Origin of the sequence: Streptomyces sp. YIM 130001 (genome assembly GCF_003574445.1) — a bacterium.
Lineage (GTDB): Bacteria > Actinomycetota > Actinomycetes > Streptomycetales > Streptomycetaceae > Streptomyces.
Genome location: NZ_KZ984553.1, coordinates 332,003 through 358,985 on the forward strand (window position 1 = coordinate 332,003; position 26,983 = coordinate 358,985).

The following is a 26,983-nucleotide window of genomic DNA, read 5'->3' on the forward strand; positions in this document are numbered from 1 at the left end:
ATCTCCACAGCTCACCGACCCAGCCATCGGCCTAGACCACTAACGAGCCGAGTGCCTCTTTACCCCGCACTCACCTTGCGTGAAGAATGACGCGTCCACGCCAATTTAGGCGCGTAGACCACCGCTCCATCCGTGTCATCCGCCCGCGCACGTTCCCCACCCATCAGGTCGTGCGCGCACGAGGCCAGGAGGCAGTCTTGTTCTCATCCATCGTTTCCACGAAAGCCCTGCGTCGACGGCTCACCGCGGTCGGCGTCCTCGGCGCCAGCATGGCGCTGACCGCCGGCATGACCTCGGGCAGCGCCGCGGCACTGCCGCTGCCGGACGACAACCCGGTACCGGTGGGCCAGGGCTACATGGGCGTCGGTTACGTCCAGGACAGCAAGGACTTCAAGCCGGACGAGCAGCGGCTGCGCCTCGGGGCGACCCCGGACGTGGACGTCAACGCGAACCCCGCGGGTATCGACATCTCCCACTACCAGGGTTCGATCAACTGGAGTTCGGTCCGGGGAGCCGGTATCGAGTTCGCCTGGATGAAGGCGACCGAGGGCACCACGTACAAGGACCCGACCTTCAGCCGCAACTACACCGGCGCCTACAACGCCAAGGTGATCCGGGGCGCCTACCACTTCGCCCGCCCCGACTCCTCGGGCGGCGCCGCCCAGGCCAACTTCTTCGCCGACAACGGCGGAGCCTGGTCCCGCGACGACCTGACACTGCCCGGCGTCCTCGACATCGAGGGCACCTGCTACGGCAAGTCCCAGTCGGCGATGCGCTCCTGGATCCTCGACTTCTACAACACCTACAAGTCCAGAACCGGCCGCGACGTGGTGATCTACACCAGCCCGAGCTGGTGGAGCACCTGCACCGGCAGCTGGAACGGCATGGCGTCCAAGAGTCCTCTGTGGGTCGCGCACTGGACCTCCGCCGGCAGCCCGACCGTGCCGGGCGGCTTCCCGGCCTGGACCGTCTGGCAGTACACGGCCACCGGCTCGGTGAGCGGCATCTCCGGCGACGTCGACCGTGACCGCTTCAACGGCAGCCGCGCCCGGCTCCTCGCCCTGGCCAACAACACCGGCTGATCCCGGCCCTGTTCAGGGCGGAGTGCCTCACTCCGCCCTGAACAGGCCGTTCCTCGGCGTCAGCCGATGTCCCAGGCCAGACGGAAGCCGAGATTGCCGGCGGAGCTGTCGCTCGTGTTCGAGGTGCGGGCGGCGACCCGGTAGCGGTTGCAGTAGGAGTCGTGGCACAGATAGGAACCGCCGCGCATCACCCGCCGGGTGTCGTCCCCCTGCTGCCACAGGTCGGCCGACCACTCCCACACATTGCCGACGGTGTTGTACAGGCCGAAGCCGTTGGGGGCGTACGTGTCCACCGGGGCGGTCCCCGTGTAGCCGTCCTCCTCGGTGTTGCGGGAGGGGAACTTGCCCTGCCAGATGTTGCACCGGTGCTCGCCTCCCGGCGTCAGCTCGTCGCCCCAGGGATAGCGCCGCTGGTCGAGGCCGCCACGGGCGGCGTACTCCCATTCCTCCTCCTGCGGCAGCCGGCCGCCGGACCAGCGCGCGAAGGCCTCGGCGTCCGTCCAGGTCACATGGGTGACCGGATGGTCCGCGCGACCGTCGAGCCCGCTGCCGGGCCCCTCCGGCGCGTTCCAGGCCGCCCCTTCGACAGCGCACCACCAGGGCGCGGAGGCCGGGCGCTGCGACTGGCCGCGCAGCGGACCGGGCAGGAACTTGGCGAACACGTAGCTCCAGCCGAACTCCTCCGTCTCGGTCCGATAGCCCGTCGCCCGTACGAAGGCGGCGAACCGGGCGTTGGTGACGGCGTAGGCGTCGATGGCGAACGGCGCGACCGTCACGCTGCGCACGGGCCCCTCGCCGTCCGCGACGTGCGCGTCGGTGTCCTCACTGCCCATCCGGAACGACCCGCCGGGGAGTTCGACGCGGTCGGCGTAGGCCGCGTCGAGTTCCCCGGGCGCGGCGGCGGACGGGCGAGGGCCGAGCCCGATGCCGACGGGCGCCGATCGTGCGGGGCCGCTGGGTGCGCAGCAGCTCGGTGCGTCGTCGTTGCTGTTGTCCGAGGTGGGTGCGTGCATCTGTGGGTCCCATCGAGGAGCGAGGAGGCTCGACCAGCTTATGCAGCGGCAGCGGTACGCCGTCAGGGGCGTCCGGTGCCGAGCACGTCACACCACGCTGAGCGCCGCGGCCAGTGCGCGCAGCCGGGCACCGTCCAGGACCGCCGGGGCCAGGGCAGCCAGCTCCCGCAAGGTGACGTGGCCGAGTGTGGCCACCCGCGGATTGCTCAGCAGTCCCGGGACCACCGCCTCGATGGCGTCGGTCGCGGCCGGTACGGCGAGGATCTCGGAGAGCGGACTGCGCAGATCGATCCGGCCGCGGGGCAGCTCGTCCTCGGTCGGGAGCGAAGCGGCCGCCCGCTCCGCCGCCGCGCGTTGCCGGCGCACCAGGAGGTGCTCGGGTCCCACCTGACCCTCGGCCGGCAGTCCCATGCGCTGGAACTGTTCGGCGGGGGCGTCGTTGGAGCGCATGAGGCGGACCGTCAAGTCGGCCATCCGCAGTTCCAACTCGTCGTCCACGAGCGGGTGTTCCTGCCCCGCGTCGGCCTCGAGGTCGAAGAGCAGCGAACCGTGGTGGTGGGCGTTGCGCTGGCCGTGGGCGGGCAGTTGCAGGACAGGGCAGTCCTTGGTGAACGGGAAGGGCGCGGCGAGCCGGGCCTCGCTCAGCTCGGCGGGGGTGAAGCGGCCGCGCATATGGGTCGGCATCAGTGTGTACTCGTAGAGCGGGGCGTTGTCCGGGGATGCGCAGGCGCGCATATACACGTGGCGGCCGTCGGTGACGTTGACGTGGCCGCCGTAGGAGCCGAAGAGGGCGGCCTCGCGCACCGGGGTGTCGGTCGCTGTCGTCTCGCGCAGCGGGAAGCCCTGCATGTCCGGCGGGCGCTCGATGCCGAAGTACTCGAGGAGGGTCGGCGCGAGGTCGACGGTCTGGACGAGGCTGTCGCGGCGTTCGTCGCGGACGCCGCTGCGCGGGTCCCAGACGAACAGCGGGGTGTGGATGTTCTCGTCGTACCAGGGCTGGACGTTCTTGCCCCACCAGCCGTGCTCGCCGAGCAGGAAGCCGTGGTCGGTGCCGACGACGAGCATCGTGTCGTCCCACATGTCGTGGGTGTCCATGGCGTCGAGGACCCGGCCGAGTGAGCGGTCGCACATGCTGAGCAGCGCGGCGTACTCGTAGCGGACGTGCTCGACGGCCTGCGGGCGTTCGGTGGTGCGCTTGTACTCGGGCCAGTCGAGGTGCGGTCCGTCGTAGGTGTGCGGGTAGAGGTCCTTGTACTGCTTGTAGGTGTAGAAGGGCTCGTGCGGGTCGAAGGTCTCGATCTGCAGGAACCAGTCGTCCTGGGCGTGGTTGGTCTCGATGAACTCCAGGCCCGCCTCGAAGGTACGAGTCTGCGGATGGTCCTCCTCGCGCTCGAGGTGGCCACGGTTGACCCAGTCCTGCCGCCACAGGTCGTTGCGCTGCAGCTTGGCCGCTTCGGGGATGTCCGGTTCGGCGAGCCGGCCCTTCCAGGGGTCGCCTTCCTGGCCGCGGAAGAACTCCCAGGTGCTGTAGCGGGTGTGGTACGTCGAGCCGCCGTCCTCGAAGTAGTGCTGGTGGTCGGTGACCAGGTGGGAGTGGATGCGGTGTTCCTTGAGCAGGTGCGGCATCGAGTCGTCGAACGGCTCGAGCGGGCCCCAGCTGCGGTGCAGGAAGTTGTAGCGGCCGGTGTGCAGTTCGCGGCGGGCCGGTATGCAGGGCATCGATCCGGCGTAACAGTTGCCGAAGGTCGCGGTGCGCTCGGCGAGGCGGCGGAAGTTGGGGGCGTGCACCCAGTCGTTGCCGTAGGGCGGCAGGAAGCGGCGGTTCAGGGTGTCGAAGAAGATGAGGATCGCGCGCCGCGGGCGCCGGTTCGGGTCAGTGCCTGGCATGTCGGCGTGGCTCCTCACGACTGCTGGTTACGGGGTGACAGCAGCGCCTGCACCGTACCGAGGCCCTCGATCTCTCCGCCGACCACCAGACCGTGCTCGTACTCCTCGCGGGAGATGCGCAGTCGGGTCGCCGTGGCTCCGAGGGTGATCACGTCGCCGGGGAACAGGGTGATCATGCTGGAGATGGTGGTGACCAGCTCCTCGGGGCCGGCGACGTACTGCGAGGTCGTGCCGTGCACCACCCGGTCACCGATCGTCAGGGTCATGGCCCGCTCGCGCCAGTCGTGGGCGTCGAGCGCCACGAGATGCTCGCCGACGATGTTGAATCCGTCGGCCCAGCGGCCGTACACCGCGGTGATGCCGCGTTCACCGGCGCGCGCGGGTTCGACGACCGCGTCGGCGAAGGAGAGGTCGCAGAGCGCGACGACCGGTGTGTAGCCGAGGACGACGGAGCGACCGTCCTCGACATCGGCCGCCAACTCGGCTACAACAGCGGCGAGTTCGATGCTGACGATGATGTCGCCTGCGCGCGCGGGGACCTCGACCCGTGAACCGCTCGCCGCGAGCGAGCTGGCCGGGCCGTTCAGGAAGCGCGGCACCTCGAGCTCGGCGAGACCCGCGGCCTCCCTGGCCACCCGGTCGTTGCCGAACGACGTGTAGAAGTGGCGGGCGGAGTCCACCGCCCAGTCGTCCGGCGCGTTCACCCTCCTCGCCTCCGATGTCGCCAACTCCCGGATCGCGTACGACGGATGGGACTCCATCGGTACGCGTGGACGCGCCGTGCCGCCGACGATCCTGACCGGGTTGACCAGGGTGCCCACGTGCTCGATCTCCACTTCGAGACGGGTCCCGGGGTCGGCCGAATCGTCCGGGAACACCGGCAGTCCGTCGACACCCATCGTGCCGAAGTGGATGACGTCACCCGGGTACAGGGAGGCGAACGACGTGTACCAGTGGATGACCCGCTCGATGCCCAGCAGGGACGCCGCGGTGTGCGCACGGTCCCGAGTCCGCCCCGACTGCCGGGTGTACATGAGCAGGTTGTACGGGTCCGCCACCTCGTCCTTCGTCACGAGGTAGGGGCCCATCGGGCTCAGGGTGTCGGCCTTCTTGCCGCCCCAGGAGGCGGTGGCCTGGTACAGCCAGTCGTTGTACTGCTCGGGGAGCCCGTAGCCGTTCTCGATGTTGCCGGGGACCGCGCGGTAGTAGTAGCTCCCGGAGGTGTCGTTGACCACGGTGTAGCCGGCGACGTGGTCCATCGCCCGGTCGAGGGGGATGTCGCGGCCGGCCTTGCCGATCACGACGGCGAGTTCGACGTTGTAGGCCATGTGCGGCAGGTGGTGGCCGTGCTTCATCGTCACCGGCTCGCCGGGGCCGATCGCCGCTCCCTGGGGACGCTGATGGCCGAGCGGGAACAGGTTCAGGTTGTTGATGTTCGGCCGGTTCCGTACGAACGACGGGGAATTGGTGACCAGGCCCCAGTACAGGCGGGGCCTGGGAACGGGGGCGAGGAGTTCGACCTCGTCGACCCGGTGCCCGGCCCGCGGCAGCAGCGTGGCATCGGTCTGCTCGACGAACCGCTCGACGTGGGCGACCAGCCGCGACAGCTCGCCGAGGCCCGTGTCCTCGAGCGCCAGGAACTCCGTCAGGGTGCCCGGCCACGCGTCCCCGAGGAACCGGGGACGCGTGGCGACGATGCCCGACGACGGGATCGATGCGTACGTCGTGAGGAAGGCTTCGGCCCGGCCGGGCTCGATCACCCACGCCGTCCCGTCGGAAGGCTCGACGACGAACCCCCACCGCTCGGTGCCTTCGAACAGGTAACTGGCGAGTCTCACGTGGTTCTTCCTTCGGTGTCTCTAGGTGGTGGCGATCGGTTCGCCCAGCGGCAGGTGGCGCCAGGCCTTTCCGTCGGAGATCGCGAGCATCGGGCTGTCGGACGGGCCCTTCACCATGACCACCGCTCCGGGGGCCGGCTCCGGCAGGTCCGCGGCCGCGACGGTCGCAAGGGCGAGGGTGTGGGCGTGGACGGTGCGCACACGGTTCTCCTTCGAGCCGACATCGCGGGCGTTGTCGGCCGTCGGCACGAGTCCGTTGATGTCGACGCGCATCACGGCGACACCGTTGGTGCTGTTCGTCGCGCACAGCAGCTCGACGGCCGAGGCGCCGGACTCGTTGGCGGGGACGACCCGCAGGCCGCCCTTCACTCCGGGGCCGGCTCCCGCCGACTGCTCCGACGCCGCGACAAAGCTGCCGTAGGCGTCGGAGCCGACATCAGGGGCGCCGGTGGCGCTCGACCGGACGACGAGGGCGCCGTTCTTCGCGGCGGTGAGTTCGTGCTGGTTGGCGCCCGCGCTGCGGCGCTCGATGTAGTTCTCGTCGCCGACGGACTCGGCGTGCAGCACACCGCCGGTGTTGTCGAAGAGATTGCCGGTGATCGTGGAGCCGGACAGCTTTCCGACCACGCGTATCGGCGGTGCCTTCGCGACCGGGTTGGCGCCGAAGGCGTTGCCCATGACGGCCACGCCGGTGGCGTCCGCGTTGACCCGGATCGCGCTCCACCGCTCCTCTTCGTCGAGGTTCCAGTGGTCGAACGAGTTGGCGGACACGGTGACTTCGGAGGTGGCTCCGGCGAAGTAGACCGGCGAGCCCTCGATCCAGTTGAAGCTGTTGCCGGTGATCGTGACGTTGCGTGCGGTGGCGTCGGGACGGAACTCGATGGCGTGCTTGGGCCGGCCGCCGCCGCCCGGGTCGCCGCCTCCGAGGACGTTGCCGCTGAACGTGAGGTTCGTGCCGCCGGACGTGACGGCGACGACCGATCCGCTGGAACCGTTCTCCACCACGTTCCCGGAGAACGTCGAGTTGATGATCCCGCCGGAGAACAGCCGCCGGCCGATGTCGAGGACGTTGTTCGCGACGACCGCGCCCCGGAAGTTGTGGGCGTCCGCACCGCTGGTGGCGATGGCCAGGCCCATGCTGTGGAAGTGGTTGCCCTCGATGAGCCACTTGCGCATGCCGTACGGCAGCAGGTGCACACCGTCGCCCGAGACACCTTCGGTCGGCCAGGAGATGTCGAGTCCGACGTCGCCGACCGCGACCAGGTTGTTCGTGAAGACCAGGCCCCGGCCGACGTGCTTCACCGCGGTGAAGAACTCGACGAACGTGCACTCGGTGATCGTCGCGTCCATGTCGTCGGTGTTCGCCGACGTGGCGTCGGGGTCCCGTGCGATGTGCAGCGCCACGGAATTCTTCAGGCTCGCCGCCACGACGAAGCCGAGCCCGCGGAGAGCCGCGAGCGGCGCACGTACCTGGATACCGGTCCCGTCGAAGTCGACGTCGATCACCGAGGTCCGCGAGCCCATGGTCCCGGCGCCGGCCAGGACGGTGCGGTTGAGGTTCGCACCGCCGTCGCCCTCCACGTCGGGGATGACCAGCGTGCGGGTGATCCGGTAGGTGCCGGGCGGAAAATAGACGAACTTGTTCTTCCGGTCGCGCTGCGCGTCGATGGCCTGCTGGACGGCCTCGGTGTCGTCGGCGACGCCGTCGGCGACCGCGCCGAAGTCCTGCGGTGTGGTGGCCTGCGCCGCAGCCGCACCGGTCTGACCGGTCGGATCGGGAGCTGACTGGGCGGGCGAACCGATGGCTCCGACGGTCGCCGTGGCGATACCCGCGACGCCTGCTGTGCGAAGGAGATGACGTCTGTTCACGTTGCTGCGCATGGTGCTATCCCTTCGTCGGGCGGATGAGCTGTTCCTTGTGCGCGGTGATGAACTCCTGGAAGGCATGGCGTTCGTCCGGTTCGCACCGCAGGAGCGGCGGCGCGACGTAGGGCGGGCAGAGCCGCAGTTGCGCCAGGATCTCCTTGACCCCCGGCGTCCCACGGCGGATGGCGTGCAGCTTGGTGAGTTCGGTGACGAGCGCCTGGAGCCGGTGCATCTCGTCGCGGTCACCGGCCCGGTGAGCGGCGGTCAGCTGCAGCGAGAGCGCGGGGCTGATGTTGGCGATGCCGGGGACGATGCCGTGGGCGCCGAGTTCGAGTGCGGCGGCGAGGTGGGTCTCCGCTCCCTGGCTGACCTCGAACCCGGGCCGGGTGCGGGCCCGTTCGACGAGATGGCCGAAGAGGTCGATGTCGCCGGAGCTGTCCTTGATCCCGGCCAGGTGGTCGAGGTCGAGGAGCGCGTCGATCACGTCGTGGGTCAGCGGGTTGCTGTAGCGGGGCGCGTTGTAGGCGATGACCGGAAGTCCGATGGACGCCAACGCCGCGTAGTGGGCGACGATTTCGTCGTCGCGGTGCTGGAAGTAGATCGGCGGGCTCATGACCAGCGCGTCGGCACCGGCCGCTGCTGCCAGCTCCGCACGCTCCAGCGCCTCGAGGGTGCCTCCCGCCGTCACGTTCACCGTCGCCACGCCGCCCGGCGCGAGCGAGCGCCACTGGCGGACCGCACGCTCGAGGAACGGTCCGATCACCGAGGTGGGCAGCAGGGGGCCCTCGCCGTTGCTGCCGAGCAGCATCAGTTTGTCGATTCCCGCGTCGGCCAGGGCGCCGAGCAGGGGTGCCGTCCGGTCGGCCGCGGGCCTGCCGGTCTCGTCCATCGGCGTGATCAGTGGAGTGGTGACTCCGCCGAGGAGAGAGGTGGCGTCGTTCATCAGTAGCCCTTTACTTCCGGCCAGGCGAGCTCGAACCCGTCCCGGGTGAGCGCGCTCTGGAATATTTCGAGATGCCGGGAGTCGGCCCGGACCTGGTCCGGCGTAAGGGAGTTGGTGAGGCAGTGCGCCGCCAGTGCGCCCGCTGCCTCGCCGATGTTCCACTCGACGGGGTGGAGCCGGTAACAGCCGTTGGTGATGTGTGTGGTGCCGATGTTCTTGCCGGCGGCGAGGAAGTTGCTCGTCCGTGCCGGCAGCAGGGCGCCCAGCGGGATCTGGAACGGGCTGCTGGGGACGTCGATGTAGTTGTCGCCACCGGTGGAGGGGTGCAGGTCGATCCGGTACATGCCGACTCCGACCGAGTCCGGGTAGCGCACGGCCCCGGCGTCGCCGCGTACCGCCATCGACAGGTCCTGCTCGCGGACCGTCGTCCGTGCCCGGATCCGGCGGGACTCGCGGATGTACGGCGCCATGGCCAGGCCGTCGGACGTGCCCATCACGTCCGGGCGAAGGCGCAGGCCGGGCCAGCCGGTTCCGCCGTCGGGCCGCGGAGCCTCGGTGCGCAGCCAGTGCAGCATGCTGAGCGAGAGCTGCCGTGCTCCCTCGAGATGCTGGTCCCGCTCCTCGTCGGACACGCCGACCAGCGGCCCCGGCAGGTAGTCGATCATCGGCCAGTTGACGACGGTGATGTCGCTCGCGGCGAAGCCCGGTTCGTACTGCTCACGCGCGAAGATCCGGCGGAACTGCCACAGGTCCCGATCCCCCGGGTCGGTGCTCTGGTCGGCGACGACCGGGCCGGACGGCGCGTGCGGCACGAACGTCCGGGTGAGGGTCTCCAGGGTGCGGGGGTCGGGCGCTGTGAGGCTGAGCATGCGGTCCGGCCAGACGTCCGGCCGGTAGTTCCGCCAGAAGTCGTAACGGTCCGGGGCGTCGGTCGTGTGGTCCTCGCCCTCGCGGTGCTCGATCGCGAACACCCAGGAGAACGCCTGCTGGTTGAGCGGCTGCGCCTCGGCGGGCGCACTCGGTTCACCGGTCTCGGCCGCGGACTCGAAACCGGTGACGTGCTCGATGCCGGCCAGCGGCAGGAGGTCGCCGAGCTCGGTGGCGTCGAGTACGTAGGGCGCCTCGACGGTGACTTCCTCACCGGTCCGGGAGGCGACGGTGACGGCGGTGATCCGGTCGCCGTCGACGTGCGCGTCCACGGCATGGTGCCCGGTCAGGACGCGCAGGGTGCCGGCCGACCGGTACGGCGCCAGCATGCCTTCGAGTACGGCGAGGGCGGCGCGCGGCTCGTGGCAGAGCCGGCTGACCCGGCCGAGCCCCGGATTGAGGTCCGGCTGCCTCAGCGCGGCGGAGGTCAGCGGGTGCCAGGTGCGGTAGTGCGTGCGCACACCCTCGCGGAAGGCGCGGTAGGAGCGGGTGCAGCCGAACTGCTCGATCCACGCGTGCTCGTCCGGCGGGACGGCCTGGCTGGTGAGCTGGCCGCCGAGCCAGTCGTACTGTTCGGTGACGACGACCGAGCGGCCTCGGCGGAGCGCCGCGAGGGCCGCGGCGACACCGCCGACTCCTCCGCCGACGATCAGGATGTCCGTCCGGATGCTGTGAGCGTTACTCAACTGATCTGCTCCTGTTGTTTCTCGACCGGCGCGGTCGGGCTCTCCCCGGTGGGCGGCGCGGCACCGTCCTCGTCCGGTACGTCCGCACCCTCGAGTGCGTAGGCGGCGCCCAGGAGGCTGCTGGTATAGGGGTGGGAAGGGGCCGTGAACAGCTGCTCGGCCGATGTGCACTCGACCAGTTCGCCCTTCCGCATCACCGCGACCCGGTCCGCGATCTGCCGTACCACCGCGAGGTCGTGGGTGATGAACAGGACGGACAGTTCCCGCGTCCGCTGCAGGTCGACGAGCAGGCGCAGGATCTGCGACTGGACGGACACGTCGAGCGCGGACACCGCCTCGTCGCACACCAGGAGCCGCGGCTTCAGGGCGAGTGCCCGCGCGATACTGACGCGCTGGCGCTGTCCCCCGGACAGCGCCGACGGCCGCCGGTCGGCGACACCTTCGTCGAGGCCGACGTCGGCGAGCACATCGCGCAGCGCCTGCCGGCGGTCACCCGTCGGGGCCACCGCCGGATGCACCTTCCAGGCCTCACGGATGATCGCGCCCACTGTCATACGGGGGTTGAGTGACGAGCCGGGGTCCTGGAAGACCATCTGGACGGCGCGCTGCAGTTCGGGCGGACGCTTGTCGACGGGTCCGAGCGTCCGGCCCTCGTAGCTGATCGTGCCTTCCTGGGGGCGGACGAGGCCGAGCACGCACCGCGCGACCGTCGACTTGCCGGATCCGGACTCGCCGACCAGCGCGAGGAGTTCTCTGGCCCGCACGTCCAGACTGACGTCGTCGACGGCCCGGACCATCGTCCGGGGGCTGCGCAGTGACCGCTTGGGGCCCGGGAACGCGACGCGCAGGCCGCGGATCTCGAGAAGGGTGTCCGCGGACGTCATGAGCTCACCTCGGACGCGAAATGGCAGGCGCTGAAGCGGCCGGTTGCGACCTCGCGCAGCTCGGGTGTCTCCGTCCGGCAGCGCTCGCGCGCCATCGGACAGCGGGGATGGAAGGCGCATCCGGACGGCCGGTCGAAGGGGTTCGCCGGCGTCCCCTGCAACGGCTCCGCGATCGCCGTCCTGGTGCTGACCGCGGGCACGTTGTTGGCGAGCGCGCGGGTGTACGGGTGGAGCGGCCGCTCGAGCACCTCGCGCGCCGGGCCGCGCTCGGCCACCCGGCCCGCGTACATGACGGCGACGTCGTCCGCGACGTGCGCCACGACCCGCAGGTCGTGACTGACCAGCAGCATCGCCACGCCCTCCTGCTCCCGCAGATCGGCGAGGAGCCGAAGGATGCGGGCCTGCGTGGTGACGTCCAGCGCGGTCGTCGGCTCGTCGGCGATGATCAGCTGCGGTTCGCCGGCGAGGGCCATCGCGATCATGACGCGCTGGCGCATACCGCCGGACATCTCGTGCGGGTGGACGTCGATGCGGTGCTCGGGGTCGGGGATGCCGACCCGCTCGAGGAGCCGCAGAACCCGTGTCCGTACGTCCGGACGCCGCATGCCGCCGCGACGCCGGATCTCGCCGACCTGACGGCCGATCGTCTGGATCGGGTTCAGGGCGGAGAGGGGGTCCTGGAAGATCACACCGATCTCGTGTCCGCGCACTTCCCGCAGGCGGCGGGAGGAGGCGGCCAGCAGGTCCTCGGACTGCCACTGGATCCGGCCCGAGGTCTTGGCTCCGGCCGGCAGCAGACCGACGATCGACATGGCGCTCATCGTCTTGCCGCTGCCGGACTCCCCGATCAGTCCGGTCGTACGTCCGGCGGCGACCGAGAAGGAAACCGTGTCGATCACCGTGCCGGTGCGGCTGCCTCCGGCGAGGACGACCTCCAGGTCCTGCACCTGGAGCAGGGGTTGTGCCGGGGCGGTCGCCACGCCGCCCGGTCCTGGCTCCGCCGCGACCGGCGGACGGCGATCACTCATCCGAGACCTTCACCTTCTCGAAGGTGGGCATCCCGTCGGGCGAGAGCTCGAATCCCTTGACGCTCTTGCGCCAGGCGTAGGGCTGCTCGACGAACATCGGGTACATGCCGACGGCGTCCGTCCAGATGGTCTTGGTCGCCTGCGCGTAGAGGTCCTTGCGTTCGTCGATGTCCGTGGTGGAGCCCGCCTCGGCCAGGACCTTGTCCAGGTTCTTGTTGCAGTAGCCGGTGCGCTTGGCCGCGCACGGGTAGAGGCGGCCCAGGTTGGTGGCCGCGTCGAAGCCCTGCGAGCCGATCTGCTGGATGTTCATGTCCCACTTCATGGCGAGCAGATCGTCGAGGAACACCGCCTGCTCCTTCTCCAGCGGCTCGACCTTGACGCCGATCTCGGAGAGGTCGGAGGCAACTGCCTCGACGAACTGCCGGAAGTTCGGCTGCGAGAACTGGAAGCGGATCTTCTTGCTGAAGTCGAACCCGCCCTTCTTCAGCGCCGCCTTGGCGGCAGCCTTGTCGTACTTCACGGGCTGCTGCTTCGCGTAGCCGAGTACGGCCGGACTGACCACCGAGTCCGCGGGCGAACCGGTCTCCGGGTACAGCGACTTGATGATCGACTTGAAGTCGACGCCCTGCCACAGTGCGCGCCGGACGGCGGCGTCCTCGAGCGCCGGTGTGGAGCTGTTCATCCACATCGTGTTCACCCCGGGGCTGGGGATGGTGTCGACGTTCAGGTTGGTGTCGGACTTGAGCTGCGCGATCTGGTCGTCGGGCATGCTCCAGGTGACGTCGACCTCGCCGGTCCTGATCGCGGTCATCCGGGCGGACACCTCGGGGACGGACTGGAACTCGAGCTCACTGACATCGGGCTTGCCGTTCCAGTAGCCCGAGTTGGGCTTCAGCTTCAGGCTCTGGCCGGGCTCGAAGGACGTGACCTGGAACGGCCCGGAGCCGACCGGCTTCTGGAAGAAGCCCTTGCCCTTGGCGGCCTTCGGCGTGACGAAGAACGACGTGATCTTGCCGAGGAACGCGGCGTCCGGGGTCTTGGAGGTGAAGACCACCGTCTTCTTGTCCGGCGCCTCGACGCTGTACCCGCCGAAGTTGCCGGCCAGCGGCCCCTTCGCGGCGAGGACGCGCTCGAAGGAGGCCGCGACCTCCTGGGCGGTGACCGGGGTGCCGTCGGTGTACTCGACCCCCGAGCGCAGCGTGAAGGTCCACCGGGTGGCGTCCTCGTTCGGCGCCCACTTGGCCGCCAGGTCGCCCTTGAACTTGCCGGGACCGCTGGCTGTGACGAGCGGGCTGTAGATCGCGCGGGCCGCCAGTTGCGTACCGCCGTCCATGCTCGCCGCGCCGTGCGGATCGAGGTTCTCGATCGGCAGCGGACCGGCGACGGTCAGTGTGCCGTCCCCGGCCGCCGCGTCCGACGAGCCCGACCACGAGCAGGCGGCTGTGCCCATGAGTACGGCCAGGGAGGCGGCGACCGCGGTGAGCGGCCGCCGAGAGCGGATTCTCATGCCGGGTTCCTTTCGATGCGTGGAGTACGGGTCACGGCGCGTTGGTGCTGTCTCGCGGACGGAGACGGAGACGGAGACGGGGCCGGGCATGCTCAGTCCCGGTCACGCGTGTACCGGCGGGTGAGCCGGTCGCCGATCAAGCCGATGCAGATGACGAGAACCGTGAGCGCCAGGCCGGGAAAGACCGTGATCCACCAGGCGGTCGCGAGATAGTCCCGGCCGTTCGCGATGCTCTGTCCCCAGGACACGACGTCGGGCGGGAGGCCCAGGCCGAGGAAGCTGAGGGCGGCTTCGGACAGCACGGCGGAGGCGAGTTCGATGGTGGCGAGCGCGATGACCGATCCGGCCAGGAACGGCACGATGTGCCGGGTGAGCGTGGCCCGTTTGGAGACGCCCATGATGCGCGCGGCGTCGACCCAGTCGCGTTCCCGGGTGGACATGGTGATGCTGCGCGACAGACGGGCGAACCCGACCCAGCCGCCGACCGAAAGCGCGATGATCACGACGTGCATTCCGCGCTCGAGCAGGCCCGAGATGACGATCGCCAGGAGGATGCCGGGGAACGCCATCAGGACGTCGATCAGGCGCGAGACGGCCATGTCCGGGAGCCGGCCGATGTAGCCGGCGATCGCCCCGAGCGCGACACCGACGGCACCGGAGACCAGGACGACGGCGATGCCGATGATGAACGACGTACGGGCCCCGTAGACGACCTGCGCCAGGACGTCACGTCCGACACCGTCCGTGCCGAGCCAGGCGGTACCGGACTCGGTCTCGGATCCGGGCGGCAGCAGCCGGCCCGTCACCTTCGTCGCCACCGGGTCGTAGTCGATCAGGAGCGGCCCGACGGCCGCGGCGATCAGATAGAGGCCGATGATCACGTACGGCAGGGCCGCGAGCGGGCGGCGTCGGCGGCGGGCGGGTGCGGCCGCCGGGCGCGGCTTCGGATCGGCCGCCAGGACGGTCTGGCTCATCGACTTGCCTCCAGGCGGATCCGGGGGTCGAGTTTGGCGTTGACCAGGTCGGCGGCCAGGTTGAGGACGATCACGCAGATGGCGATGAGGAACGTCGCGCCCTGCACCACCGCGTAGTCGCGGTTGCCGACGGCGCTCACCAGCAGGGATCCGAGTCCGGGCCAGGCGAACACCGTCTCGATCACCACGGCGCCGCCGAGCAGCGTGCCCACCTGGAGTCCCACGACGGTGACGACCGGGATGAGCGAGTTCTTCAGGACGTGGCCGCTGAGCACCTGGGTCTCGCTGAGTCCCTTGGACCGCGCGGTCTGCACGAATGCCTCGGTCATGGTCTCGGCGACGCCGCTCCGCGTCATCCGGGCGACGAGCGCGGTGAACGGGATGGACAGCGTGGTCGCGGGCAGCACCAGCTGGGCGAAGCTCCCGCCGCCCGCACTGGGCAGCAGTTGGGCCTGCAGCGCGAGAACCAGGATCAGCATGATGCCGACCCAGAACGGCGGCAGCGCCTGCAGCGCGAGCGTGAAGGTGGACACGGCGCGGTCGATCAGGCTGCCGGGCCGGTGGCCCGCGATGATGCCGAGCACCAGGCCGACGACGACCGCGATCACCGTGGCGGCTACGGCCAGTTCGACGGTCGCCGGGAACCGCTCGAGTACCGCGTCCATGGCCGGCCGCCCGTAGCGGTACGACTGGCCGAAGTCGAGCGTCGCGGCATCGCCCAGGTAGGCGAAGTACTGGACGAACACCGACTCGTCGAGGCCCAGCGACTGCCGCAGGGCCTCGATCTCCTCGGCCTTCGCGCCCGGACCGAGCGCCACGGTGGCCTGGTCACCGGGTGCGAGGCGGATCACGACGAACACGGCGGTGACGACACCCCAGATCGTGAGAAGGCCGATCGCAAGCCGCTTGGCGAGGTAGTTGATCACTGCGACAGCCCTTTCGTCGTCGAAGGTGCGGGTTCCTGGGTCATGACGGCCGGCTCACGGTCGGTTCCGCGACGGATTCCCCGGGGATCGGCCTGCAGCCGAGGAGGAGATGGCGCGGCCGCCCGTCCTCGTCGTCCAGCAATTCCAGAAGCAGCCGGACCGCCTCGCGGGCCATCTGCTCCCGCGGGGGCCGGTACCGGGTCCAGTCGCGTGTGCTCTCGCTCGGTGGCGGATCGCCGAGGAGCACCACCGAGCAGTCCTCCGGAATGAGGATTCCCGCCTCTGCGGCGGCGCGTTCGACGGACGCGATCGCGGCGTCGTCCTCGCTGGGTTCGACGAGGAGCGCGGTGATCCCGTCGGTGAGCCACTCCCGCAGCAGTGCGCCGGTGACCGGTTCGTCCGTGGCGTGGACGAGCACCTGGTCCGCACCGATCCCCACGTCGGCGATCCCCTGCCGGAAGCCCTCGGCACGGTCACGCGTGGGCTCCTGGTCGTCGGCCATCTTCAGGTACGCCATGCTCCGGTGCCCGAAGCCGGCCAGGTGCAGCACGGCGTTCCGGGTGGCCGCGACGTTGTCGGGGGCGACGTACGACAGTTCGTGGCCGGGGACCTCGCGTCGTCCGATGAAGACGAACGGGAAGTCCTCGCGGACGAGTTCGGCCAGTTCGGCGCGGTCGATGTCGCGTCCGAGGAGGACGCATCCGTCGGCGACCTTGAGCCGGTTGGCGCCGCTGGCGTAGATGCTGCGGTCACCGCGCGCGGTGGCCGAGCTGAACAGCAGCAGGTCGTAGCCGCACGCGGCGGTCGCCTCCTCCACTCCGAGCAGGAACGGGAAGTAGAAGTCGCGCCGGTCGACCGGGAAGACCGGCTCGAACGTATACAGCCCGAGGAGGCGGTTCCGGCCGCCCTTCAGGCTGCGCGCGGCAGCGTTGACCGTGTAGCCGAGCTCGGCGGCAGCCTCGAGCACCGCGCGGCGCGTGTGCTCGGCGACCTGGAAACTCGCAGGCCCCCCGCTCACCACGAGAGACACGGTGGCCTGGGAGATGCCGAGACGACGGGCTATGTCCACCTGGGTGGGGCGCCGTCGTGGTGATGCCATGCCGGATCCTTAATACGTATAAGGCGAGGATGGCGGGGACGTTACGTACGCCTCTCGGCGGCAGTCAATAGGTCGGCGTCAACTCTGTGTTGAGCCAAACCGGCGCCACCGAGCGCGACGGGAGGCACATGCTGAATACCGCGCGCGAGCGGCTTCCGACGGCCCGGACACGTACTGCCCCCGAGCCCCGGAAGCCCTGCCGGCCGGGCCCGTACCGCCCTTGACAACGCGGTCGCCGCAGTCCATGTTCGAGATCGGCGAGCCGCGCGGGACCCGGCGGCCCGGCCCCGCGACGGCGCTCGCACGTCCGTCTCCGCACTACTTCGACCTGCGCCTCAACTCCCCCGGGCCGTACGGCGGGTGGCGTCCGCGGTCCACGTCACGCGCCTCGCAGCACACGCTTCGGCGCGCGTCGTGAAGCCGACCGGAAATGCCTCTTGACGGCAGCATCGAACGACAGGAAGCGAGCGAGTCGAAGGGCAATGCGCGGGTGACACAGGAGCAGCGCGAGATCCGCGCCGACGACCCGGCTCTGCGGTGGGACGGCGCGATCGAGGTCGAGCACACGCCGCACTACTCCCGCCCGTGGCGCCTCCCGCACAGCCGGATCTCCCTCTTCCCCGGCGAGGGACTGCGCAGCCGCGCGGCGATGGGGGCGGGGGTGCGGATCGTGTTCCGCACGGACAGTGCCCAGGTGTCCGGCCGGTTCGTTCCGGTCAGCGGCCCGGAACACCTCTCGCCGGTCGACCTGGTCGTGGACGGCTGGCCCGTCCGCACCCAGCCGCTGTCGCCCGACGGGACCTTCTGTTTCGACGCTCTGCCGGCCGGTGACCACACCCTCGAGCTGTGGTTCCCCCAGTTCGGCGAACTACGCCTGCGCGGGCTGTCGGTCGACGCCCACGCCCGGGTCCGGCGCGTCGGGCCGACCGGTCGGCCCGCGCTCGTCGTGCACGGAAGCTCCATCACCCACGGCAGGCAGGCGGCCTCCCCGACCCGCACCTGGCCCGCACGCACCGCCCGGGCCCTCGGGTACGACCTGACCTGCCTCGGCTACGCCGGCGAGTGCCACCTCGACCCCATGGTCGCCCGGGTCATCCGCGACCTGCCCGCCGACCTCGTGGTGACCTGCCTCGGGATCAACGTCCGCGGCCAGGGCACGTTCACCGAACGCTCCTTCCTGCCCGCCGTCCTCGGCTTCCTCAGCTCCATCCGCGACGGCCACCCCGGTGTCCCGCTCGCCGTCCTCTCGCCGATCGTCTCCCCACCCCGAGAGGACACCACCGGGCCGGGCGGTATGACCCTGGCCCGGATCCGCGACGCGGTGGGCGAGGCCGTCACCCTGCTGAACGAGCACGGCGACACCGCACTCCACCTCGTCGACGGCCTGCACGTCCTCGGCCCGCCGGACGCCGCCCTCCTCCCCGACGGCCTCCATCCCGGCCCCGAGGGTCACGAACTGATGGCCCGCAGGCTGGTGCCCGTACTCGAGCAGCTGCCGGCGCGATCCTGACAGGTGGTCACACGGGCCGGCCCCGAGCAGCCGGCGCAAGACGCCGACCACCCGGCCGTGACGCGCCGTGCCACCGTGAAGCGGCCGTTCAGGCGGCCGGCCGCGATCCCGCTCCGGTGAGGAAGTCCAGCACCAACGGGCTTGCCGTGGCCCGGAATTCCTCGAAGTAGGCGTGCCGGGCTCCGCGGATCAGATGCAGCCGTGCACCGGGAATGCGGCCGGCGAGCAGCGGAGCGTTGGCAGTGGGGTTGAGGAGGTCGTCGGTTCCGTGGACGACCAGGGTGGGCGCGCCGATCTCCGGCAGGAGGTCCCAGGCGTCGTGCCGGTTGCTGGCCGACAGGTGCCGCCGCCTGGAGTGGGCAGGCATGGAGGGGTCACCCAGGGTGTGGTGCGGTCCGGGGTGGCCGGCGAGCCAGGCGGGCGTGTACATCAGCTCCATCAAGGCCCGCCGCGCTGCACCGGCTTCCGGTTGGACCAGGGATTTACGGACAGCGTCGCTGCTCGGGGTGCTGTGCGGGCCGCCGGATGAAGTGCAGCCGAGGACCAGGGCACGCACTCGGTGCGGATGGCGGGCGGCGAGCTGTTGGGCCACCCGTCCGCCCATGGACGTGCCGTAGACATCGGCCCGGTCGATGCCCAGGTCGTCGAGGATCGCGACGACATCCCGGGCGAACAGCTCGGTGCTGTGCGGGCTGTCGGGCTTGTCGCTGTCGCCGGTGCCGCGGTAGTCGAGCGTGAGAGTGCTGCGAGCGGTGTGGAAGTCGGCACGCACCGCGTCCCACCAGTGATGATTGTTGGCCTGCCCCGCCAGCAGCACCAACGGCACTCCGCGTCCCCGGAGTTGGTACCCGATACGGACACCGTCCCCTGCCGTCGCGTACGTCATCGCCCCACCTCTGCGCGCGCCGAGCCCCACGAGCGTCCTGCTCACCACCAAATTATCGCCCGCGCCGCCCACACCACGCCCACGCGTGCGGACCGTCGACTATCGCCCTGGTGAACTGAGACGGCCGGGTGCGCATCGGTCGTGAAGGCCTGCCCCGGTGCTGCGGCGCGGCGATGACGTGCGCACCGCCCGCCTCTGGCACCGGGCACCGGGCACCGGGCACCGGCCGAGTGCGAGGCGCCCTTACCGCGGAAGCCCTGCACTGCACTGCCGCCGAAACAGCAGTCGAGCAGCAGGCCTCGAGTCGAGTCGGGCCGCGCATTTCTCCAACCGGTCGGTCACATAGGAGACTTCGAGGGGCGCTCTGCCGGAGCCCGTCCGTATGCGTGTCATGGGTGACGTAGTACAGCTGACCGTCCTCACGGCCGTACGCCCCGTGCCCGCTGACGTACACCACGGCCAATTCATCGGGCTCACGATCCCGCAGAAACTCCTCGACGGCCTGCCTGGTCGACGTCCTCGAAGATCCCTCGGCCCGCACGCAGTTCTCGTAGCCTCCGAGCGGCGCCGGCATCTCCAGAACGCGACTCAGGTAGTGCACGTCCGCACGCACAGAGGGCAGCGCAGGGAAGCTCGCGCCCTGATGGACGGCCGTTCCCACGCGTAAGGCATCCTGACGGCTCATCGGACCGCGAGGTGGGTGACCAGCTCACCGGCGTCTCCCCTCAGATCACGTCCCTGTCGATCGTCGGCCGGCCCGTCGGCGCCCTCCCTCGGGCAGCCTCCTCGTCACGGCCGACAGCACCCACGTGATCACCGGCAAGTCATTCGAGGACGTCATCGAGCTCTGGAGCCAGAACGGCGAACCCGCGTACCACCTGCGCCAGTCCGACCAGATCGCACGGTTCCACGACGGGCTCGAACTCCTGGACCAGGCACCACCTCCTGCCCCGCCGGCGTCCCGACGTCCTGACGTCCCGGCGTCCCGACGTCCCGTCAGCACGGGCCGGCGACACGGACGAGTTCTGCGGCGTGTGCCGCAAGCCCTGATGCTCGCCACGCCCCTGCCACCGCTCCGCAGGACGCCTTCAAGAGACCTGCACACGGAATGTGCGGCGTGGTCACGTAATTCGGTTCGGGGAGCTCGCGGAATTCCCTGCAGAGGGCATTTACCGGATTCTTCGGCAGCGGGGTGTCGGATTTGTTGGAGGGAGTCTCCGCACGCCCTTGATCTCCTTCTGTGTGGGTTGTGAAGGTGCTGCCGCCGTACGGTGAACTGGCCTGCACGAAGCGGTGTTTCGGCGTCACGAACCCCGGGGGGAGCCGCTGCGCGAATTGGGTGACCCGGCGTGTGCGTGCTTTGATCCAGGCCGACGCGGAATTCGCACCACGGGTTTCGCGGAGTGGGAAACACCCTTGCAACATTCACGTTCCACGAGAAGGGCAGTTCACATCATGAACAACACCCCCCAGGTCGAGACCGCCGAGATTTCCGACGCCGACCTCGACAACGTGGCCGGCGGCCTCGTCTCCGGTGTCGCGGGCAACGTCACCGGCGCCGTCGACGGCATCGCCCCGGTCTCCGGCGTCGTCGGCGGCCTCGTCGGCACGGTCGAGGGTGCCACCGGCGTGAACACCGGTGCCGTCACGGGCCTGGCCACCGGCCTGACCGCCGGTCTCTGAGCCTCAGCTCACCGCGACGCGTCATTCGTGAGCCCCGGAACTCCGCGTTCCGGGGCTCTCGGACGCGGCAGCTCCAGGTGCCCGCTCCCCGGCACCGGCACGGCACCGGCACAGGTAAGGAAAGCGCTCCATGCAGTTCCGCCAACAGGCCCTTTCCAAGCTGCAGTCGCCCGAGGACCTCGACGTTCCGGTGCGCTACGCCCGCCCGCAGGGCCTGCTCGTGCTCACCGTCACGCTCGTCGTGATGGCCGCCGCGGGCGTCTGGGCCGTGACCGGGTCGGTCGACTCGACACTCCGGGCCACCGGCATCCTCACCCATGGGCAGGGGAGTTACGTGCTGCAGAGCCCCGTCACCGGTCAGGTGACCCGCGTCGTCGCCGAAGAGGGCAAGCGCCTGGCCGCGGGCGCTCCGGTGCTCGAGGTCCGCACGGAGCGGGGCGACCGGGCGGTACGTGCGATCGTCGCCGGCCGAGTGACCTCGCTCGCCGCCAGGATCGGCACCGTCGTCACCACCGGCTCCGACGTCGCGACCGTGGAGCGTGTGACGGACGAAGCCGACCCGCTGCTCGCCATGCTGTACGTCCCCGCCGACAGCGCGGCCACCGTCCCCGTCGGCGCCTCGGTGGACCTGACCGTCCAGACCGCACCCAGCGAGAAGTACGGAACGCTGCGCGGCCGGGTGAAGGCCATCGGGAGGACGGCGCAGAGCCGGCAGAAGATCACCGGCTTTCTGGGCGACAAGGAACTGGCCGGGCAGTTCACGAAGAACGGACAACCCGTCGCCGTGCTCGTCCAGCTCGACCGCTCGTCCCGTACCGAGTCCGGCTACGCCTGGTCGACCGCCGGCGGACCGCCCTTCGGGCTCGACTCCATGACTCCGGCCGCCGGTGCCGTTCACCTCGCCGAGCAGCGCCCGATCGATTGGCTGCTTCCGTGACCGCCGCACCGCACCCCTCCCCCGCGCATCAGCAGCAACTGCCGCCCCCGGGTGGACGCCGCAGGCACCGCCCCGATCCCCCGCGGCGCGGCCGGCGCCGTGCCGCGCCCCCGCGTCCCGCGTCGAGGAGCAGGCGGCCGAGGACCGTCCGTACCCCCACCGTCCTGCAGATGGAGGCCGTCGAGTGCGGCGCCGCCGCGCTCGCCATGGTGCTCGCCCACCACGGACGGCACGTCCCGCTCGAGGAACTGCGCATCGCGTGCGGCGTCTCCCGGGACGGCTCGCGGGCGAGCAACCTCCTGAAGGCGGCCCGCAGTTACGGTCTGACGGCCAAGGGCATGCAGATGGAGCCGGCCGCACTCGCCGAGGTCGAAGCACCGGCGATCCTGTTCTGGGAGTTCAACCACTACGTCGTCTACGACGGCACGGGACGCCGCCTCGGCCGCAAGGGCGTGTACGTCAACGACCCGGACAAGGGCCGCCGCTTTGTGCCGGCGGAGGACTTCGACACCAGCTTCACCGGGGTCGTCCTGGTCCTCTCACCCGGTGAGGACTTCCGCCCGGGAGGACGCAGACCCGGTGTCATGAAGGCCCTGCCGGCCCGGATGCGCGGCACCGCGGGCACCATGGCCGCCGCACTGCTCGCCAGCCTGCTGCTCGTGGCAGTCGGCGCCTCGCTCCCCGCACTCAGCCGGACGTACATCGATCTGTTCCTGATCGGTCATCAAACCTCGCTGCTCGGCGCCCTGTTCACCTCGATGGGCGCCATGGTGGCGCTCACCGCGGTGCTGACCTGGCTGCAGCAGGCGAATCTGCTGCGCGGTCGCATCATCTCCTCCACCCTCGGCAGCGCCCGCTTCCTGCGCCATCTGCTGCGTCTGCCCGTCTCCTTCTACGCACAGCGAAGTCCCGCCGATCTGGTGCAGCGCCTGTCCTCCAACGACACGGTCGCCGAGACCCTGGCCCGCGATCTGACGGCCGCCGGGGTGGACGGCATCGTGGTCCTTCTCTACGCGGCCCTGCTGTGGACGTACGACCCGCAGCTCACCCTCGTCGGCGTCGGTATCGCGCTGCTGAACATCGTGGCCATGCGGATCGTCGTCCGGCTGCGGGCCACCGGCACCCAGAAACTGCGGGCCGACAGCGCCAAGCTCACCAACACCTCGTACACCGGCCTGCAGTTGATCGAGACGTTGAAGGCCACGGGCGGCGAGGACGGCTACTTCCGGCGCTGGGCGGGCCAGCACGCCACCACCCTCGAGGAGCAGCAGCGCCTCGGGGTGCCGAGTGCGTGGCTCGGTGTCGTCGCGCCGGCCCTGGCCACGGTGAACAGCGCCGTGATCCTGTGGATCGGCGGCCTGCGTGCGGTCGAGGGGCATCTGTCGATCGGCCTGCTCGTCGCCTTCCAGGCACTCGTCACCCGGTTCACCGCGCCGATCACCCGCCTCAACGGTGTCGCGGGCCGCATCCAGGACTTCGCCGCGGATGTCGCCCGCCTCAAGGACGTCGAGAACTTCCCCGTCGACACGCTCTACTCCCGGCCCGAACCGGCCGCGAGTACCCGCCGCCTCACCGGGCACGTCACGCTCGATGCCGTCACCTTCGGCTACAGCCCGCTCGACAAGCCGCTCCTGACGGGCTTCTCGCTGTCGGTCGGGCCGGGGCAGCAGGTCGCCCTTGTCGGCGGCTCCGGCAGCGGCAAGTCGACCGTGTCCCGGCTCATTTCGGGGCTCTACAGCCCGTGGGAGGGCGCGATCCACATCGACGGGCAGCGTCTGGAGGACATTTCACGCGGGGCGCTCGCCGCCTCCGTCTCCTTCGTCGACCAGGACGTCTTCCTCTTCGAGGGCACGGTCCGCGACAACGTCGCTCTGTGGGACCCGTCCATCACGGACGACGCCGTCGTCGCGGCCCTCCAGGACGCCTGTCTGTACGATCTCGTGTCCCGCAGGCCCGGCGGCATCCACGCGCGCGTGGAGCAGGACGGGCGGAACTTCTCCGGCGGGCAGCGGCAGCGTCTGGAGATCGCGCGGGCCCTCGTCCGCCGCCCGAGCATCCTTGTCCTCGACGAGGTGACCAGCGCCCTGGACGCCGAGACCGAGCAGAGAGTGATCGACAACCTGCGGCGCCGCGGCTGCGCCTGCGTCGTCATCGCCCACCGCCTGAGCACGGTGCGCGACAGCGACGAGATCGTCGTACTCGACCAGGGCCGGATCGTGGAGCGCGGACGCCATGAGCACCTTGTCGCCGCGGGCGGGCCGTACGCCGAGCTGGTCAAGGAGCACTGAGATGGCCTCTGTTCCGCACGAGCAGTCGTACCCGCGTCACTCCGACGACCCCGACGACTCCGTCGCCGCCGCCTTCGGCGCGCTCGGCACAGCGGTCGACTGCGCGGGGCTGCCCAGCGTGCATCTCGAAGGCCCGCAGGTGCTGTGGCTGGTCGTGTCCGGTGCGCTCGACCTCTTCGCCGTCGACGCGGTGCAGCAGGGCCACTGGCACTACCTCGGCCGACTCGAACCGGGCACGCTGCTGCTCGGCCCCACCGAAGGCCCTCAGCACACCCTCGTCGGCCGCCCCCTGCACGGCTGCGCCCTGCGCCGGATCCCGCTCCGCGAGCTCTACCGTGCGGAGTACGACAACGCGTGGTCGTACGACCAGCAGTACGCCAGCCGGTATGACACTCAGGACGCGGCGCTCAGCCTCCTGGAGCACGCCTTCGCGCTCGGTATCGGACGCGGCCACCGGGTCCTTTTCGAGGCTCCGCTCGACGGCCGCGGCACGGGCGACGACGTGGTGACCGACGACGACGTGCTGTGGATGCCGGTGGCACCGGGAAGCGTGCAGTACGGCGCCGCCTACAGCGAGCAGACGGCGAGCGATCTGCTCGTCGATGCGGCGATGTGGCAGCGGATGGTCAATCAGCAGTGGCGGCTGCTCTCCGCCCTCGACCGCTGGATCGAGCGTCTGGAGCGGGCCCACGAGGACCGTGCGGCGGCCGGGATCAAGGCGGGCGAGCACGTCCGTGAGCAGGCCGACCGGACCCTGATCGCCTCCATCGGCCGCACGGGCGGGCGCGGTTCCGCCCGTCGTACGGGGTCCGGCGGCGGCCACGACGACGCGACGTACGCCGCCTGCCGCCTGGTCGCGGAGGCTTCGGGCATCACGCCGGACCAGCAGCTCAGGGGCAGGCCGGGCGGTGAACGGATCGATCCGGTGGAGCAGTTCGCGGTGGCTGCGCGGGTCCGTACCCGTGGCGTCCGGCTCGACGGCCGCTGGTGGCGCGAGAACTCAGGGCCGCTGGTGGGGCACCGCACGGCGAGCGGCGCGCCGGTCGCCCTGCTCTGGCGGCGCGGCGGCTACGAGTCGGTGCATCCGACGTCCGGGCGCCGCACCCGCATCGATGCCGCCATGGCGGAGGAGCTCGAGCCGGGCGCCGTCATGTTCTACCGCCCGCTGCCGGAGCGGGCGTTGACGCCCTGGGGCCTGGCCCGGTTCAGTCTGCGCGGCAGCGGCGGCGACGTGCGCAATCTCGCGCTCGCCTCCCTGGTGACCGTGCTGGTAGGCGCCCTGGTGCCGGTCGCCACGGGAGAGGTGCTCGGCGTACTCGTACCTAATGCCGAGACCGGCTTGATCGTCCAGGTGTCCCTGGCAGTCCTGGTCGGCAGTATCGTCTCCGCGGCCTTCATGCTGCTGCAGCACCTGACGGTGCTGCGTATGGAGGGCCGCATGGAGAGCGCGCTCCAACCGGCCGTCTGGGACCGCCTGTTGCGACTGCCCACCCGCTTCTTCGCGGCCCGCTCCACCGGGGAGCTGGCAAGCGCGGCGATGGGAGTCAGCGCGATCCGCCGGGTCCTGTCGGGCATCGGCCCGATCGTCCTGCAGTCCGGCTCGATCGGCGCGATGAGCGTCGTACTGCTGCTCCTGTACAGCGTGCCGCTCGCGCTGACCGCCCTGGCGATGCTCGCCGTCATCGCGGGCGTCTTCCTCGTCCTCGGCCTGTGGGAACTGCGCTGGCAGCGCCGCCTGGTGAAGCTCGCCAACAAGCTCAACAACCAGGCGTTCCAGACCCTGCGCGGCCTGCCCAAGCTCCGGGTCGCCGGGGCGGAGAGCTTCGCCTACGCGGCCTGGGCCGGGGAGTTCGCCCGCAGCCGGGAACTCCAGCAGCGGGCCGGCCGCATCAAGAACATCACCACGGTCCTCGACGCGGTCTATCTGCCGCTCTGCACGCTCATCATGTTCCTGCTGCTCGCCGGCCCGGCACGCGGGAGTCTCACCGCGGGCGAGTTCCTCACCTTCAGCACCGCGGTGACCATGCTCCTCACCGCCGTCACCCAGCTGACCGGCGCGCTGATATCGGCGGCCGCCGTCCTGCCCATGTTCGAACAGATCAAGCCGGTACTCGACGCGACCCCGGAGGTACGCAGCGGGAGCACCCAACCCGGCGAGCTCCGGGGCGCGATCGAGGTGCGCTCGTTGTCCTTCCGCTACAGCGACGACGGCCCACTCGTCCTGGACGATGTGTCGCTGGCGATCCGGCCGGGCGAATTCGTGGCCGTCGTCGGCCCGAGCGGCTGCGGCAAGTCGACCCTGCTCCGCCTCCTGATCGGCTTCGACGCACCGGTCTCGGGCAGCGTGCTCTACGACGGCCAGGACCTCGGGGCCCTCGACCAGTCGGCGGTGCGCCGCCAGTGCGGTGTGGTGCTGCAGAACGCCCAGCCGCTCACCGGCTCGATCCTGGACTGCATCTGCGGCGCCGAGTCGTACACCCAGGAGGAGGCCTGGGAGGCCGCCGCGATGGCGGGCCTCGCCGACGACATCAAGCGGATGCCGATGGGCCTGCACACGATGATCGCGGGCGGCGGCGCGGTCTCGGGCGGCCAGCGCCAGCGTCTGATGATCGCCCAGGCCCTGATCCGCCGCCCCCGCGTCCTCTTCTTCGACGAGGCGACGAGCGCCCTGGACAACGAGACCCAGCGCACGGTCATGGACAGCACCCGCTCCCTGAACGCCACCCGCATCGTCATCGCCCACCGCCTCTCCACAGTCCTCGACGCCGACCGCGTCGTGGTCATGTCGGAGGGCCGCATCGTCCAACAGGGCACCCCCGCCGACCTCCTGTCGGACACGAACGGCAGACTCCACGAGCTGGTGCGGCGGCAGATGCGGTGACGCGGGCCACGCTGTCCACTCTCTGATCCCTGCTCGACGCCGCCGCCCACTCGGGTATCGGACCCCGCCGCCAGGCTTTCCGCCGAGGCGGTCCCGCACCACGGGTTCAGGATCCGGGTCGGGGATCGCCGTGGGCGA

General features: G+C 70.4%; 19 protein-coding genes. 6 read left to right on the forward strand and 13 right to left on the reverse strand.

Annotated elements, in window-relative coordinates; all coding sequences use genetic code 11:
* Nucleotides 1-287 precede the first annotated feature (287 nt).
* Nucleotides 288-1,082: a GH25 family lysozyme gene (locus DSC45_RS13355; protein ID WP_240434629.1), complete on the forward strand. Its 795-nt coding sequence runs from the start codon at nucleotides 288-290 to the stop codon at nucleotides 1,080-1,082.
* A 59-nt stretch (nucleotides 1,083-1,141) separates the two neighbouring features.
* Here DSC45_RS13355 and DSC45_RS13360 read toward each other — a convergent pair whose 3' ends face one another.
* The 12 genes from DSC45_RS13360 to DSC45_RS13415 form a co-directional block, all read right to left on the reverse strand.
* On the reverse strand, nucleotides 1,142-2,095 hold the full coding sequence (locus DSC45_RS13360) for a formylglycine-generating enzyme family protein (RefSeq protein WP_119290427.1): 954 nt from the start codon (nucleotides 2,093-2,095) through the stop codon (nucleotides 1,142-1,144).
* An 87-nt stretch (nucleotides 2,096-2,182) separates the two neighbouring features.
* On the reverse strand, nucleotides 2,183-3,982 hold the full coding sequence (locus DSC45_RS13365) for a sulfatase (protein ID WP_119290429.1): 1,800 nt from the start codon (nucleotides 3,980-3,982) through the stop codon (nucleotides 2,183-2,185).
* A gap of 14 nt (nucleotides 3,983-3,996) precedes the next feature.
* Entirely contained in the window at nucleotides 3,997-5,820 is a 1,824-nt protein-coding gene (locus DSC45_RS13370) for a fumarylacetoacetate hydrolase family protein (RefSeq protein ID WP_119290431.1), read from the reverse strand.
* A gap of 21 nt (nucleotides 5,821-5,841) precedes the next feature.
* Nucleotides 5,842-7,701, reverse strand: coding sequence for a glycosyl hydrolase family 28-related protein (locus DSC45_RS13375; RefSeq protein ID WP_162929212.1), 1,860 nt, complete (start codon nucleotides 7,699-7,701; stop codon nucleotides 5,842-5,844).
* 4 nt (nucleotides 7,702-7,705) lie between these two features.
* Nucleotides 7,706-8,629 carry a dihydrodipicolinate synthase family protein gene (locus DSC45_RS13380; RefSeq protein WP_119290435.1) on the reverse strand — a complete coding sequence of 308 codons (924 nt, stop codon included), beginning with the start codon at nucleotides 8,627-8,629 and terminating at the stop codon, nucleotides 7,706-7,708.
* Nucleotides 8,629-10,224, reverse strand: a complete 1,596-nt coding sequence (locus tag DSC45_RS13385; protein ID WP_119290612.1) for an FAD-dependent oxidoreductase — start codon at nucleotides 10,222-10,224, stop codon at nucleotides 8,629-8,631. The genes DSC45_RS13380 and DSC45_RS13385 overlap by 1 nt, the downstream gene beginning before the upstream one ends.
* Nucleotides 10,225-10,238: 14 nt before the next feature.
* On the reverse strand, nucleotides 10,239-11,126 hold the full coding sequence (locus DSC45_RS13390; RefSeq protein ID WP_119290437.1) for an ATP-binding cassette domain-containing protein: 888 nt from the start codon (nucleotides 11,124-11,126) through the stop codon (nucleotides 10,239-10,241).
* Entirely contained in the window at nucleotides 11,123-12,154 is a 1,032-nt protein-coding gene (locus tag DSC45_RS13395) for an ABC transporter ATP-binding protein (protein ID WP_119290439.1), read from the reverse strand. Before DSC45_RS13395 ends, DSC45_RS13390 begins: the two co-directional genes overlap by 4 nt.
* Nucleotides 12,147-13,661 (reverse strand): ABC transporter substrate-binding protein, encoded by a 1,515-nt coding sequence (locus DSC45_RS13400; protein WP_162929213.1) that lies wholly within the window; start codon nucleotides 13,659-13,661, stop codon nucleotides 12,147-12,149. The genes DSC45_RS13395 and DSC45_RS13400 overlap by 8 nt, the downstream gene beginning before the upstream one ends.
* Nucleotides 13,662-13,753: 92 nt before the next feature.
* Complete coding sequence (locus tag DSC45_RS13405) at nucleotides 13,754-14,635, reverse strand: ABC transporter permease (RefSeq protein ID WP_119290443.1); 882 nt, start codon at nucleotides 14,633-14,635, stop codon at nucleotides 13,754-13,756.
* Entirely contained in the window at nucleotides 14,632-15,561 is a 930-nt protein-coding gene (locus DSC45_RS13410; protein ID WP_119290445.1) for an ABC transporter permease, read from the reverse strand. Before DSC45_RS13410 ends, DSC45_RS13405 begins: the two co-directional genes overlap by 4 nt.
* Before the next feature lie 40 nt (nucleotides 15,562-15,601).
* Nucleotides 15,602-16,660 carry a LacI family DNA-binding transcriptional regulator gene (locus DSC45_RS13415; RefSeq protein ID WP_119290447.1) on the reverse strand — a complete coding sequence of 353 codons (1,059 nt, stop codon included), beginning with the start codon at nucleotides 16,658-16,660 and terminating at the stop codon, nucleotides 15,602-15,604.
* A gap of 430 nt (nucleotides 16,661-17,090) precedes the next feature.
* On the opposite strand from DSC45_RS13415, the gene DSC45_RS13420 reads away from it, so the two are divergent.
* On the forward strand, nucleotides 17,091-18,170 hold the full coding sequence (locus DSC45_RS13420; RefSeq protein ID WP_119290449.1) for a GDSL-type esterase/lipase family protein: 1,080 nt from the start codon (nucleotides 17,091-17,093) through the stop codon (nucleotides 18,168-18,170).
* Between the two features lie 88 nt (nucleotides 18,171-18,258).
* On the opposite strand, the gene DSC45_RS13425 is transcribed toward DSC45_RS13420, so the two are convergent.
* Nucleotides 18,259-19,056 (reverse strand): alpha/beta fold hydrolase, encoded by a 798-nt coding sequence (locus DSC45_RS13425; protein ID WP_119290450.1) that lies wholly within the window; start codon nucleotides 19,054-19,056, stop codon nucleotides 18,259-18,261.
* Between the two features lie 1,455 nt (nucleotides 19,057-20,511).
* Between DSC45_RS13425 and DSC45_RS13430 the strand changes: the two genes are divergently transcribed.
* The 4 genes from DSC45_RS13430 (at nucleotide 20,512) to DSC45_RS13445 (ending at nucleotide 26,845) form a co-directional block, all read left to right on the forward strand.
* Nucleotides 20,512-20,739: a type A2 lantipeptide gene (locus tag DSC45_RS13430; RefSeq protein ID WP_119290452.1), complete on the forward strand. Its 228-nt coding sequence runs from the start codon at nucleotides 20,512-20,514 to the stop codon at nucleotides 20,737-20,739.
* A gap of 130 nt (nucleotides 20,740-20,869) precedes the next feature.
* Nucleotides 20,870-21,676, forward strand: coding sequence for an HlyD family efflux transporter periplasmic adaptor subunit (locus tag DSC45_RS13435; RefSeq protein ID WP_119290454.1), 807 nt, complete (start codon nucleotides 20,870-20,872; stop codon nucleotides 21,674-21,676).
* A gap of 38 nt (nucleotides 21,677-21,714) precedes the next feature.
* Entirely contained in the window at nucleotides 21,715-23,964 is a 2,250-nt protein-coding gene (locus DSC45_RS13440) for an NHLP family bacteriocin export ABC transporter peptidase/permease/ATPase subunit (RefSeq protein WP_276145458.1), read from the forward strand.
* A 1-nt stretch (nucleotide 23,965) separates the two neighbouring features.
* Entirely contained in the window at nucleotides 23,966-26,845 is a 2,880-nt protein-coding gene (locus DSC45_RS13445; protein ID WP_119290458.1) for an NHLP bacteriocin export ABC transporter permease/ATPase subunit, read from the forward strand.
* Nucleotides 26,846-26,983: the final 138 nt, after the last annotated feature.

Excerpts from the sequence above, each read along its gene's own strand:
- DSC45_RS13355 (WP_240434629.1), top strand. The coding sequence starts at position 288 with ATGACCTCGGGCAGCGCCGCGGCACTGCCGCTGCCGGACGACAACCCG.
- DSC45_RS13430 (WP_119290452.1), top strand. The coding sequence starts at position 20,512 with ATGAACAACACCCCCCAGGTCGAGACCGCCGAGATTTCCGACGCCGAC.
- DSC45_RS13375 (WP_162929212.1), bottom strand. The coding sequence starts at position 7,701 with ATGCGCAGCAACGTGAACAGACGTCATCTCCTTCGCACAGCAGGCGTC.
- DSC45_RS13395 (WP_119290439.1), bottom strand. The coding sequence starts at position 12,154 with ATGAGTGATCGCCGTCCGCCGGTCGCGGCGGAGCCAGGACCGGGCGGC.
- DSC45_RS13390 (WP_119290437.1), bottom strand. The coding sequence starts at position 11,126 with ATGACGTCCGCGGACACCCTTCTCGAGATCCGCGGCCTGCGCGTCGCG.
- DSC45_RS13365 (WP_119290429.1), bottom strand. The coding sequence starts at position 3,982 with ATGCCAGGCACTGACCCGAACCGGCGCCCGCGGCGCGCGATCCTCATC.
- DSC45_RS13445 (WP_119290458.1), top strand. The coding sequence starts at position 23,966 with ATGGCCTCTGTTCCGCACGAGCAGTCGTACCCGCGTCACTCCGACGAC.
- DSC45_RS13435 (WP_119290454.1), top strand. The coding sequence starts at position 20,870 with ATGCAGTTCCGCCAACAGGCCCTTTCCAAGCTGCAGTCGCCCGAGGAC.
- DSC45_RS13425 (WP_119290450.1), bottom strand. The coding sequence starts at position 19,056 with ATGACGTACGCGACGGCAGGGGACGGTGTCCGTATCGGGTACCAACTC.
- DSC45_RS13415 (WP_119290447.1), bottom strand. The coding sequence starts at position 16,660 with ATGGCATCACCACGACGGCGCCCCACCCAGGTGGACATAGCCCGTCGT.
- DSC45_RS13360 (WP_119290427.1), bottom strand. The coding sequence starts at position 2,095 with ATGCACGCACCCACCTCGGACAACAGCAACGACGACGCACCGAGCTGC.
- DSC45_RS13380 (WP_119290435.1), bottom strand. The coding sequence starts at position 8,629 with ATGAACGACGCCACCTCTCTCCTCGGCGGAGTCACCACTCCACTGATC.
- DSC45_RS13400 (WP_162929213.1), bottom strand. The coding sequence starts at position 13,661 with ATGAGAATCCGCTCTCGGCGGCCGCTCACCGCGGTCGCCGCCTCCCTG.
- DSC45_RS13420 (WP_119290449.1), top strand. The coding sequence starts at position 17,091 with ATGCCTCTTGACGGCAGCATCGAACGACAGGAAGCGAGCGAGTCGAAG.
- DSC45_RS13405 (WP_119290443.1), bottom strand. The coding sequence starts at position 14,635 with ATGAGCCAGACCGTCCTGGCGGCCGATCCGAAGCCGCGCCCGGCGGCC.